Annotated in this window: 10 protein-coding genes; 8 read left to right on the top strand and 2 right to left on the bottom strand. The window is 72.1% G+C overall.

All coding sequences use genetic code 11. The features are described 5' to 3' along the window. Positions 1–21 precede the first annotated feature (21 nt). Together BLU79_RS18255 and BLU79_RS18250 are read left to right on the top strand one after the other, a co-directional pair. Positions 22–495, top strand: coding sequence for an ATP-binding protein (locus BLU79_RS18255; protein ID WP_093906842.1), 474 nt, complete (start codon positions 22–24; stop codon positions 493–495). An 81-nt stretch (positions 496–576) separates the two neighbouring features. Next, a complete protein-coding gene (locus BLU79_RS18250) occupies positions 577–2,154 on the top strand; it encodes a S8 family peptidase (RefSeq protein ID WP_093906841.1) in 1,578 nt (525 codons plus the stop codon). A 19-nt stretch (positions 2,155–2,173) separates the two neighbouring features. On the opposite strand, the gene BLU79_RS18245 is transcribed toward BLU79_RS18250, so the two are convergent. Beyond that, positions 2,174–3,400 carry a serpin family protein gene (locus BLU79_RS18245; protein WP_093906840.1) on the bottom strand — a complete coding sequence of 409 codons (1,227 nt, stop codon included), beginning with the start codon at positions 3,398–3,400 and terminating at the stop codon, positions 2,174–2,176. Positions 3,401–3,493: 93 nt separating this feature from the next. On the opposite strand from BLU79_RS18245, the gene BLU79_RS18240 reads away from it, so the two are divergent. The 6 genes from BLU79_RS18240 to BLU79_RS18215 all read left to right on the top strand — a co-directional run bounded on the left by BLU79_RS18240 (position 3,494) and on the right by BLU79_RS18215 (position 10,255). Next, on the top strand, positions 3,494–4,759 hold the full coding sequence (locus BLU79_RS18240) for a DUF4190 domain-containing protein (RefSeq protein WP_093906839.1): 1,266 nt from the start codon (positions 3,494–3,496) through the stop codon (positions 4,757–4,759). Positions 4,760–4,918: 159 nt separating this feature from the next. Beyond that, positions 4,919–5,671 (top strand): GntR family transcriptional regulator, encoded by a 753-nt coding sequence (locus tag BLU79_RS18235; RefSeq protein WP_093906838.1) that lies wholly within the window; start codon positions 4,919–4,921, stop codon positions 5,669–5,671. Positions 5,672–6,002: 331 nt separating this feature from the next. Beyond that, entirely contained in the window at positions 6,003–6,194 is a 192-nt protein-coding gene (locus tag BLU79_RS18230; RefSeq protein WP_093906837.1) for an SPOR domain-containing protein, read from the top strand. 26 nt (positions 6,195–6,220) lie between these two features. Continuing rightward, positions 6,221–6,640 (top strand): (deoxy)nucleoside triphosphate pyrophosphohydrolase, encoded by a 420-nt coding sequence (locus BLU79_RS18225; RefSeq protein ID WP_093906836.1) that lies wholly within the window; start codon positions 6,221–6,223, stop codon positions 6,638–6,640. Between the two features lie 110 nt (positions 6,641–6,750). Then, entirely contained in the window at positions 6,751–7,182 is a 432-nt protein-coding gene (locus BLU79_RS18220) for an ATP-binding protein (RefSeq protein ID WP_093906835.1), read from the top strand. 307 nt (positions 7,183–7,489) lie between these two features. Continuing rightward, positions 7,490–10,255: a SpoIIE family protein phosphatase gene (locus tag BLU79_RS18215; protein ID WP_256333364.1), complete on the top strand. Its 2,766-nt coding sequence runs from the start codon at positions 7,490–7,492 to the stop codon at positions 10,253–10,255. Between the two features lie 35 nt (positions 10,256–10,290). Here BLU79_RS18215 and BLU79_RS18210 read toward each other — a convergent pair whose 3' ends face one another. Further along, the gene (locus tag BLU79_RS18210; RefSeq protein WP_093906833.1) at positions 10,291–11,973 is read right to left on the bottom strand and encodes a hypothetical protein; all 1,683 of its coding nucleotides are present in this window, start codon (positions 11,971–11,973) and stop codon (positions 10,291–10,293) included. Positions 11,974–11,995: the final 22 nt, after the last annotated feature.

The raw sequence follows: 11,995 nt of genomic DNA, 5'->3' as shown, positions 1-11,995 counted from the left end.
ACTCTGCGCGACATTCGTACCGTGATTGCCGCAAACGAACTCCCCTACCAGCGCGACCAGTTCTACGCCCGCGACCGCCGATCCATCCCCGCGGCCCGGCACATGACCTCCTGGGCCCTGAAGTACTGGGACCTCGCCGACTGGCACCGCTGCGACGACGTCCTCCTGTGCGTAAGCGAACTGACGACCAACGCCCTCCTGCACGGAGTGCCCCGCGGCCGGGGTTTCCTCCTCCGCGTCCGCTACGACGGCGACGTACTCCGCGTCGAGGTACACGACAGCGGACCCGGCGAACCGAGGATCCCCGACGAACCGGACGAGAGCGAAGGGGGTCGCGGTCTGCTGCTGGTCCAGGAGCTGGCCGACAAGTGGGGAGTGGGGGAGCGGACCCCCGGCAAGGTGGTGTGGGCGGAGTTCGCCGTGCAGGGCCCTTGTGCAATTCCTGTGGAGGCCTCAATCTTTCGGCTGGCGCACAGGTGCGACACAGGGAATTGACATGTTCCTGTCCGCCTCCGTGGTCGGTCCGCTCCCGTGCACCCCCCACCAGCGCACCACCGATTGAGGAGGATCCCTCAGATGGCAGTGATGCGTAACTCCCGCAGAGACAGCCGGCGAAGACTTGCCGCCCTCAGCGTCGCGGCCACCGCGGCGCTCACCGCCGGCCTCGTCTCCGCGCTCCCCGCCTCGGCCGCCCCCGAGGGCCGTATCCAGTACGCGGGCGCGGCCAACGCCGTGGCCGACAGCTACATCGTGAACCTCAAGGCGGACCACGCCCGTTCGGGTTCCCAGGCAGGCCGCGCCCTCGTCGAGAAGTACGGCGTCGACATCGAGCGCACGTACAAGAAGGCCCTCAACGGCTACGCGGTCGACGCCTCCGAGGCGGAGGCCAAGGCGCTCGCCGCCGACCCGGCGGTCGCCTCCGTGGTCCAGAACCGCACGTTCAGCATCAACGCGACCCAGACCAACCCGCCCTCCTGGGGCCTGGACCGCATCGACCAGAAGAACCTGCCGCTGAACAGCTCGTACACCTACCCGGATTCGGCCGGGCAGGGCGTGACGGCGTACGTCATCGACACCGGCGTGCGCATCACGCACAGCGACTTCGGCGGCCGTGCCTCCTACGGCTACGACGCCATCGACAACGACAACACCGCCCAGGACGGCCACGGCCACGGCACGCACGTCGCGGGCACGGTCGCCGGCAACGCGTACGGCGTCGCCAAGAAGGCGAAGGTCGTCGGCGTCCGGGTGCTGAACAACTCCGGTTCCGGTACGACCGCGCAGGTCGTCGCCGGTATCGACTGGGTCGCCCAGAACGCGGTCAAGCCGGCCGTCGCCAACATGTCCCTCGGCGGCACCGCCGACACCGCCCTCGACACGGCCGTACGCAACGCCATAGCCTCCGGCGTCACCTTCGCGGTCGCGGCGGGCAACGAGACGACCAACGCCTCCACCAGGTCACCCGCACGCGTCACGGAGGCCATCACGGTCGGCGCGACGACATCGACCGACGCCAAGGCGAGCTACTCCAACTACGGCACGGTTCTGGACCTGTTCGCGCCGGGCTCGTCCATCACGTCGGCCTGGAACTCCAGCGACTCGGCGACCAACACCATCTCCGGTACGTCGATGGCGACCCCGCACGTCGCGGGCGCGGCGGCGCTCTACCTGGCCGACAACCCCTCGTCCACCCCGGCCCAGGTCGCCTCGGCCCTGACGTCCGCCGCCACGACCGGCGTCGTCACCAGCCCCGGCACGGGCTCGCCCAACCGCCTCCTCTACGTCGGCGGCGGTACGACCACCCCGCCCGGCCCGCGCTTCGACAACACCGGTGACTACGCGATCGCCGACAACTCCACGGTCGAGTCCCCGGTGACGGTCTCCGGCGTCTCCGGCAACGCGCCCTCGGCCCTCGCCGTCGAGGTCCACATCGTCCACACGTACATCGGCGACCTCCAGGTCCAGCTGATCGCCCCCGACGGTACGGCGTACACCCTCAAGTCGTACGGCACGGGCGGAAGTTCGGACAACATCGACACCACGTACTCGGTGAACGCCTCATCGGAGACGGCCAACGGCACGTGGAAGCTCCGCGTCAGCGACAACGCGAACATCGACACCGGCCGGATCGACGCCTGGGCGCTGCAGTTCTAGCCCTCGTCGCGGCCCCGACTCAGCAGTCCTCATCCTCATCCTGATCGTCCTCGTCCTCGCGGTACGGTTCCGGGTCGGCGACCCAGCCCGCCGCGAGGACGAGCCGCGTGTGGCGGTGCAGGGCCAGGAAGCCGAAGGGGCGGTCGAACGTCGCCTCCACGGTGGTGGTCAGCCAGCGCAGCTGCGGTATGCCGGCGCCGGCCATGCCGAAGGCCGTCACCGCGGCCGCCTCGAAGCCGCGGGCGCCGAACCGGGCCAGGGCCGACTGCCGGGCCCCCTCCACGTACAGGGGGGAGCCGCTGATTCCGGGGAAGTGACCGGGGAGCTGCCGCAGCCTCGCCGCCGTGAGCCCGAACACCTCGTGGCGCTCCAGGAGATCGTGGTTCGTCCGCACCTCGTAGGCCACGGTCCGGACGTCCAACGTCGGCGGCTCCGGCCTCGCGACGCGCTCCTTCGCCACGCGCAGGCCGGGCCCCACATCGCCGTAAGGGAGCCGGGAACCGGGGACGACGGGGTGCCTTCGGGCGAGAACGCCGACTCCCGCTCCCAGCACCCGCCCGGGTGTCATCCCCTCCTCGCCCAGCAGTAGATGGACGTCGATGGCGTTGTCGCCCAGCACCTTCAGCTCGGTGACGTGGCCCGCGGGCGTGTCCGCGACGCCGACCCGGTCCAGCAGCGTGCTCTCGCGGCGCAGGCCCACCAGCTCCCGCCCGCACCACGGCCCGGTCTCGGGCATCCAGAGCCGCTCGCGGAAGGGCCGCAGCCATTTCGTCCGCAACGCCAGCGCACTGGCCAGCACCAACTCGGTGTCCTCGGTCACCGGTACGGGCATCGAGTCGATCAGCCCACCGGTCCGCTTCACGGCCCAGGCGTCCAGTGCCGCCTTGTCGGCCTGCTCGTCCCCCGTCAGCGCCCCGTGTGCCTCAGCCGGCAGCCCCGCCCCCCAGCGCTCCCGCAGCTCCAGCGTCCGCTTCGTCCACAGCCCGAGCGCCGAGTCCAGCCCTCGCATCGCGCCCAGCGCCCTAAGCAATTGCCGCGCCGCGTCCGCCGCTTCGTCCGCCGGCAGTCCGACCGCGTCCGCCAGTTCCGTCCGCGCCGGACCGCCCGCACCGTCCGCCAACAGGGCGAGCAACGGCCACACCCCCGCCGCCGAGAGGACCGTGCCGCCCCCGCCTGTCTCCGAGGCCTGTGCCCAGCGAGCGGTCAGCCCGTTCACCGCCCGGATCGTCGCATTCGTAACCCGCATGACAAACCCCCGCACCCCCCGCTTACGATTCGCCCAGCCGTACGCCAGTTCCCGCCACCCGGCCCCGCCGCCCGACCCAGGAGCACGGTACTCGTGTCCATACCTCCGCCCCCCGGACCCCAGCAGCCCCCAGGGTCCCCGGAGCAGCCCCAAGGGCCGTACGCACAGGGCCAGTACCCGCCGCCGTCAACGTCGCCGTATGCCCAAGGCGCACCCGGCGCCCCGGGACCGTACGCGTACCAGCAGCCCTACGGCCCGTACGCCCCATACGGTCCGCAAGGCCCGCACGGCCCGTACAGCCCCTACGGCAGCCCCGCCCCCGTCAACGGCGTGGCCATCGGCGCCCTCGTGCTCGGCATCCTGTGCTTCGTGCCGGCCCTCGGTCTGGTGCTGGGGCTGATCGCGCTGGCGCAGATCAAGAAGAAGGGCGAGCGCGGCAAGGGCATGGCGATCGCCGGGTCCATCCTGTCCTCCGTCGGGCTGGCGCTGTGGGCGGTGGCGCTGGCCACGGGCGGGGCCGCCGACTTCTGGGAAGGCTTCCGGGACGCCGCCAAGGGCGAGGGCACCGCCTTCGCGCTCGCCAAGGGCGACTGCTTCGACTCGCCGACCGGCAACCTGGAGGGGGACGCCTACGACGTCGACGAGGTGCCCTGCTCCCGCGAGCACGACGGCGAGGTCTTCGCGGTCGTCACGCTGCCGGGCGGGGACTTCCCGGGCGACGACGAGGTCACCGACACCGCCGACGAGAAGTGCTACGCGCTCCAGGACGGCTACGCCATGGACACCTGGGCCGTGCCGGACGACGCGGACGTCTACTACTTCATCCCGTCCGAGGAGAGCTGGCGCTTCGGCGACCGCGAGATCACCTGTCTGTTCGGCAGCACGGAGGAGAACGGCAAGCTGACCGGCTCGCTGCGCAACGACGCGTCGACGCTCGACACCGACCAGACCGTCTTCCTCTCCGCCACCAACGCCATCGACACGGCGCTGTACGAGGAGCCCGAGGAATACCCGGAGGACGACCTGGCGGCGAACCGGGCCTGGGCGAAGGACGTCCACGCGGTGCTCGGCGAGCAGATCGATGCCCTGCGCGGACACGAGTGGCCGGCGGGTGCGAGGCAGCCGGTCGCCGATCTGGTCGAGGAGATGGAGGCCGCCCGCAAGGAGTGGTCGCGGGCCGCCGCGGCGACCGACGTGGACACGTACTACACGCACTACGAGAGTGGGTATGAGTACGTCGACGGCCCCACGACCGTCACCGCGCGCAAGGCTCTGGGCCTGGACACCACCGTGCCGACGTACGAGGACGACTCGGACAGCGGCGGTGGGAGCGGGAACGAGGGCGGCATCAATGTGTGAGCGGATGTGTGACCGCGGCTATAGCGGGGAGAAAGTGCCTGCGTAAAGCCCTCCACGGGCACAAGTCATCACATCGAGTGATTCTCTGGCCTTTGCTTGCAAGAGACAACCCACGGTTGCCACGCTGTTGCTGTCTGTACAACCTGATGGGAGCGGCCAGTGACATTCGGTGAGCAGCCGGCGTACCTGCGCGTCGCGGGTGATCTCCGCAAGAAGATCACCGACGGTTCGCTGCCACCGCACACCCGCCTCCCGTCCCAGGCCAGGATCCGCGAGGAGTACGGCGTCTCGGACACCGTCGCGCTGGAGGCACGCAAGGTGCTGATGGCCGAGGGCCTGGTCGAGGGCCGCTCCGGGTCCGGGACATACGTCCGCGAGCGGCCCGTGCCCCGCCGGATCGCCCGCTCCGGCTTCCGCCCGCCGAGCGGTGCCACACCCTTCCGCCAGGAGCAGGCCGACGGCGAGGCCCGCGGCACCTGGGAGTCCAACAGCGCGCAGGCCGAGGCGAGCGTCGCCGTCGCCGAGCGGCTCGACATCCGGCCCGGCGACCGCGTCATGTGCACGCGGTACGTCTTCCGGGACGCCGGCGAGACGATGATGCTCTCCACCTCCTGGGAGCCTCTCGCCGTCACCGGCCGCACCCCTGTGATGCTGCCCGAGGAGGGCCCGCTCGGCGGCATGGGCGTCGTCGAGCGCATGGCGGCCATCGACGTCGTCGTGGACAACGTGACGGAGGAGGTGGGCGCGCGCCCCGGCCTCGCGGAGGAACTGCTGGCGTTGGGCGGCGTCCCCGGTCATGTGGTCGTCGTCATCCAGCGCACCTACTACGCGTCCGGCCGCCCCGTGGAGACGGCGGATGTGGTGATCCCTGCGGACCGCTACCGGGTCGCGTACCACCTCCCAGTGAAGTAGCGCACACCTTCACCGCAGTTGCCACCGTCAGGGCCCCAACTCCCGTCCCTTTCACCGCCGTTGGATTCTGGCCGTTCTCGCAGGTCGTAGCGGGCGTGTCCGGCATGCCTGTGACCGGATGCGTAGAGGTCCGCGCACGGCGCATTCAATGCCGTGCGCCCCCTGCGACTTGGCTGGTTGCGTACCTCTTTGTGAAAAGGCGTATTCGCTGCGTAAAGGTTAGGCGTAGGCTCGGGCATATGCGGATTGCGGTTTCCTTAGCGGGCGGGGCACGGCACAGGCCGCGAGCGGTAGGCGGACGGCTGTGGGCGGGAAGGAGCGGTGGGGCGCGATGAACGACAGCACGATCACTCTTCCTTGGCTCGTCGTCCGACAGGACGACAACGGCAATCGCTATCGCGTGGGCCGTTACGCGACACGGGCGGAGGCCCAGAAGATCGCGGACAGCCTCGACGGTCGCGGACACAAGCAGCTGTACTGGGTCGAGCGGATCGCGCAGAACGGGAGCAGCGCCGAGGACTGACGGCTCGCTCCCGTAGGCTCCGGCGCATGACGGAACGGATCGTGGTCGGTGCCGCGCTGCTGGACGGGGGCCGTCTGCTGGCGGCGCGCCGCAGCGCACCCGAGGAGCTGGCCGGGCGCTGGGAGTTGCCCGGTGGGAAGGTCGAGCCCGGTGAAGCGCCCGAGGCGGCGCTGGTGCGGGAGCTCCGGGAGGAACTCGGCGTCGACGCCGAGGTGATCGAGCGGGTGCCGGGGCAGTGGCCCCTGAAATCCCCGTACGTCCTGCAGGTGTGGACTGCCCGCCTGCTGCCCGGCACCCCCGACCCCAAGCCCCTTGAGGACCACGACGCCCTGCGCTGGCTGGGGTCCGGGGAATTCTGGGACGTGGACTGGCTGGACCAGGATGTGCCGGCGGTTCGAGAGGTGGTCCGGCGGCTGGGAGCGGGCTGTGCGGCTGGGGGAGGCTGAGCGGACCGGCGTCGACCGCCGTCTAGAACTGCCCGGTGGCCCGCGCGCCCGGGCGATATCGCCCCCGGATATCGGGTATGTGCCTACTAACCCCACGAAACCGGACATGGGTGGACCCGCTGGCCTGGGAAGTGATCGGCGTGATCGACACCGAAGGCGACTGCGCCGACTGGAGCTTTCCCGCAGAGCCCGGCGCGGTCCGCGCCGCGCGCGCCGCCGTCCGCGACCGGTTGCGCGCCTGGGGTCTGGACAGCCTCGCCGACATCACGGCGCTGCTGGTCAGTGAGCTGGTGACCAACTCCCTCCGGCACGCCACGGGCCCCATCGGCGTACGGCTGGTGCGCCCCGCCGACCTCGGTGACGTCCTCCTGGTCGAGGTCTCCGACCCCCTCCCCGACCCGCCCCGCGAGCGCATCGCCCACCTCGAGGACGAAAGCGGGCGCGGACTCCAGCTCGTGGCGCACTCCTCCCGTCGCTGGGGAACCCGGCCGGGCCGCCACGCGGGCAAGACGGTGTGGTTCGAGCTCGCGGTGCCGGAGTGACGGCGGGCGGCGTCCGTACTCCGCCGGCCCGTTCTACAACCCGTCAGTAGGCGTCCACTTCGCTGTACGTGGGGCCTCGCCCTGTCGAACGTCTGGTTCAGGCCAGTGGCAGTTGGGCCGCCGCGTGATTCGACTGCGTGTCCGCTGGTTAGAAGACTGGAAGTGTTTCCGCAGTCGGGACCGAAAACCATCGGGAACGTGCTGTGATCGTGAACACCGTGTTGTGCGGGGCCGTAGTGCTGGATACTGCGGGCAGCCGCCGCCGGTGACCGGTGCCGGACGCGGTGAGCTGGAGGGGACGGTTCGCGTGAGCGAGATACCAGCGAAGGCCACGGAGTCCGAGGACCCGTCGGACGGCGCGAGGGCGAGGGCCGCGGGGGAGTGGGCGGCCTACGACACACAGGCCTCCCGAGCCACACGGGCCCCCGAGGACACGCGGGGCTCGCAGAACACACCGGTCTCACAGGGCGGTGGGGAGTCGCACACGCACCCCTCCCGGAGCCTGCACGCAACCACCCCCGGCAACCCCGGCTTCCCCTTCGTCGACGACGCCCGCCCAGGTGACGCCGTCTGGCAGAGCAGCCCGCCCGGTTCGATCTACGACTACATCAAGGTCGCGTCCTTCTCCATCGGCCCCGACGGCCTGGTCGACCAGTGGAGTCTGCGCGCCGAGCAGGTCTTCGGCATCCCCGCCGAGCGTGCCATCGGGATGGACCCCATAGAGGCGTTCATCGACCCCGACCTGCGCGAGCAGGGGCAGCGCAAGATGGCCGAGATCCTGGACGGGCGGGAGTGGACCGGAGTGGTCCCCTTCCGGGTGCCGGACGACGCCGACGGGGGGCGCGGCAGGGACGGTCTCGCCGAGGTGTACGTCATGCCGACGCGCACCGAGGGCGGAGAGAAGGCCGCCGTGTGCATCGTGGTCGACGTCCGCACCCTCCGCCGGATGGAGACCGACCTCGCTGCCTCGCAGGCGATATTCGGCCAATCTCCCTTCGGCTTCGTGCTGATCGACCCGGAACTGAAGGTCCGCCGCGCCAACCAGCGGTTCGCCTCCCTGTTCGGCGGCACACCGGACGACCACCGCGGCCACAGCGTCCACGACTATCTGCCCCGTGCCGAGGCCGACCGGGTCGCGGCCACCCTGCGCCGGGTCCTGGAGAGCGGCGACTCCATCACGGACATGCACGTCACGGGCTTTCTGCCCGGCTCCGACGAGCGTCGTCACTGGTCCGTCTTCCTCTACCGGGTGCACAGCGGCAGCGGCCGCCCCATCGGTATCGCCTGGCTCGGAACCGACATCACGGCCCGCCGCGCCGCCGCCCGCGAGGCGGCTGCCGCCCGGCGCAATCTCGCCCTGCTGAACGAGGCCGGTGCGCGCATAGGCAACTCCCTCGACCTGGAGACCACGGCCCGCGAACTCCTCGACGTCGTGGTCCCCGGCTTCTGCGACCTGGCCACGGTCGACCTCTACCAGGGCCTGCTGGCCGGCGACGAGACCCCGCCCGGCCTCGCCGACGGCAGCGCCGAGCTGCGCCGCGTCGCCTTCGCCAGCGCGGTCTCCGACGCGCCGTTCGTCGGGGGCGGCGCCCCCGTCGCGGTCGGCGCCGTCCACCACTACCCCTTCAACTCGCCCTGCGCGGACGCCCTGCGCACCGCCCGGCCGCAGCATGTGCCCGGCGAGGAGGGCGGCCTCGTGCAGTCCACGCTCGCCGTGCCGATGGTCGCCCACGACACGGTCGTAGGACTGGCCCAGTTCGCCCGGACGAAGGGCAGCGAGCCGTTCGGGGAAAGGGACCGCGATCTGGCGGTCGAGCTGGCGGCGCGGGCGGCGGTCTGCATCGACAACGCCCGCCTGTACAGGCGGGAGCACGAACGGGCGCTGATACTGCAGCGGTCCCTGCTCCCGCCCGGGGACCCGGTCGCGTCCGGTCTGGACATCGCGTGCCGCTACCTGCCCGGCAACTCCTCCGCCGACCGCCCGAGCGAGGTGGGCGGCGACTGGTTCGACGTCATCGAACTGCCCGGCCACCGTACGGCGTTGGTCGTCGGGGACGTCATGGGGCGAGGCCTGCGTGCGGCCGTGGCGATGGGCGAACTGCGTTCGGCGGTACGAACGCTGGCGTTGCTGGACCTCGAACCCGCCGAAGTCCTCTCGGCGCTGGACGAGATCGCGCGGGGCCTCGGCGCCCCCGGCGGCGTCCAGCAGGCCACCCGAGCGGCCCGCCGCCCCCGCGAGGCGGACCTGTCCGAGGTGTACCTCGCGACCTGCGTCTACGCCGTCTACGACTCCGTCACCCGCCGCTGTACCTTCGCCAACGCGGGCCATCTCCCACCGGTCCTGGTCGAACCCGGCGAGGCGGCGCTGATGCTGGACGTGCCGCCCGGGATGCCGTTGGGCGTGGGCGGCGAACCCTTCGAGGAGGTGGAGGTCGAGCTGCCGGAGGGGGCGCTGCTGGCGCTCTACACGGATGGACTGGTGGAGTCCCGGGACCACCCCCTCGACGAGGGCCTCCAAGCCTTCGTGGGCGCGCTCACCGACCCGACCCGCCCCCTTGAGGACGTCTGCGACCACGTCCTCAACACCCTCGACAGCCACCACGGCGAGGACGACATCGCCCTGCTGATGGCCCGAGTCCAGGGCCTGCCCAGCGACTCGGTCGGCGACTGGACCCTCCCGCGCGAGCCGCGCAGCGTGGGCCGCGCCCGCGAGTACGCCCGGAACCGGCTGCTGTCCTGGGACCTGGAGCCCCTGGTGGACACCACGGAACTCCTGGTCAGCGAACTGGTCACCAACGCCCTCCGCTACGGCGAGGGCGAGATCCGGCTGAGACTGCTGCTGGACCGCACCCTGGTCTGCGAGGTCTGGGACTCCGGCCTGGTCCAACCCCGCCGCCGCCGCGCCCGCGACACGGACGAGGGCGGCCGAGGCCTCCAACTCGTCGGCCTCCTCAGCGCCGCGTGGGGCTCCCGCCGCACACCCCGCGGCAAGACGGTGTGGTTCGAACTCCCCCTCCCGGACGGCGAGAACGGCCTGACGGACCCGGCGGAGGCGCTGCTGAGCCTGTTCTGAGCGCGCCCGGGCGGGGGTATCGACAGGGGGTCCGTTCACGGGGAGGGCGTGCCGCCGCGGCGCCCCCGTGTGCGCGGGCCGCCGAAGCTGGCGGGTGGAGCGTCGTGCTGTTTGCCTGCCAGTAGGACCCCGCCGAGCACCGCTCCGGCGAGGCCGATGGTGTTCGTGCCGGGGCCGTCGATGGGGTGGCCGTGGGTGCGGATGTTCTGGTCGGCCAGGGCGTGGGACTGCTGGGCCAGGGTGTCGGCCGTGAGGAGGTCGGTGAGCTCCTGGCGGGCGCTGCGTCCGGAGGGGGCGGTCGGTGGGGGAGCCAGCAGCCGCCGGGCCTCCGCCAGCTGCGTGCGCGCCTCCTCGCCCACCGCGGCCCGATGCGTCGCGACGACGTCGTCCGCACCGGCGACGGCGCTGCGCGCGCACACCAGCGCGGCGGCCGGGAACACCCCGGCCCGCCCCGCGACGACGGGCTGGACGCCCCGCACGATCCGACGCAGCAGGTCGAGGGGGTCGTGCGGCCCGGAGGTCAGTTCTTCTCGTACGACGGCCAGGACGAGGTCGGCGTGTGTGACGCGGGCGCGCAGCTCGCCGGGCGGGATGTCCAGGTATGAGTCGCCCGCCCTCGTCGGCGACTGCCGCGCCCCCGCCAGCTCCACCTCCGCGCCGGTCAGCGCGGCCGGCACCATCGCCGCGGCCGTCGCCAGCTCGCCGGTGAGCCGGTCGATGCCGTCGATGAAGACGGCGGCCTGGGCGATGGCGCCCTCGGCCGCGCGCAGGTGGCCCGCCGCCCGCTCGGTGTCGCCCAAGTCGGCGCTCTGGCGGGCGTGGTTGAGGCGGGCCGTGGCGAACACCAGCCGGTCCTTGGCCTGCTCGACATGGCCCTCGACGGAGGTGATGGCCGAGGGCGCGTACCGCTCACCGAGGGCGCGGAGGGCCGCGTCGGCGCCCCCGGTACGCCCCGCCAGCTCCCGGAACCGCCCCTCGGCGACGGCCAACGCCTCACCCAGCCCGCCGCCCAGGCCCGCCTCCAACCCGCGCACCTGATCGAACGCGGCGGCCTGTCCGTCCAGCAGCCGCCCCGCCTCCTCACCCCGCCCGACGATCCCCGCGAGCACATGCCGCCGAGCCGCCGCCTCTCCCGGAACCCCGCCCTCGTACTGCCACCGCATCCGGAACGCGACCGCCAGCTCGGCCTCGGCGTCCCGCAGAACCCGCGTGAACGGCTCGACGTCCCCCGCCCCGAGCGCGGCGTCCGGACGCCCTGCGCCGACGACGCCCCCGACCCGCCCCTGGACGAACCCGAGCTCCTCCCGACTGACCCGCACCCAGTCATCGGCGTCGACCAGCAAGGTCCGCGCGCGCTCTTCCAGTTCCCCGGCCCCCGGCTCGGCGCCCTGAACCGGCGCCCCACCCGGCGTCGTGCGCCCCCGCGCCCGCCGCCTGCGCCGCAGGAACCCGTACCCCGCGAGCACCACCACCGCGACCACGGCCAGCATCGGCATCACCAGATCCGCGGCCGACGTCTCCCCGACCTCCCCCTGAGCCACCCCGCCGGCAACGGGTCGCGCCGCCCCACCCGCAACCCGCCCCTCACCCCCGATCGTCACCGCGGGCAACACCAGCCACGCCACCCCGATCAGCCCGCCCACCAGCGCGTGCACCACCCGCACGGATATGTGCGAGGCCCCACGCCGCGGCCGGCCCCGTATCAAGGATGACGTCACATTTCGGAGCGTATGAGCAGGA

Origin of the sequence: Streptomyces sp. cf386 (assembly GCF_900103585.1) — a bacterium.
Taxonomy (GTDB): domain Bacteria; phylum Actinomycetota; class Actinomycetes; order Streptomycetales; family Streptomycetaceae; genus Streptomyces.
This window is presented reverse-complemented; position numbering and strand designations above follow the sequence as displayed.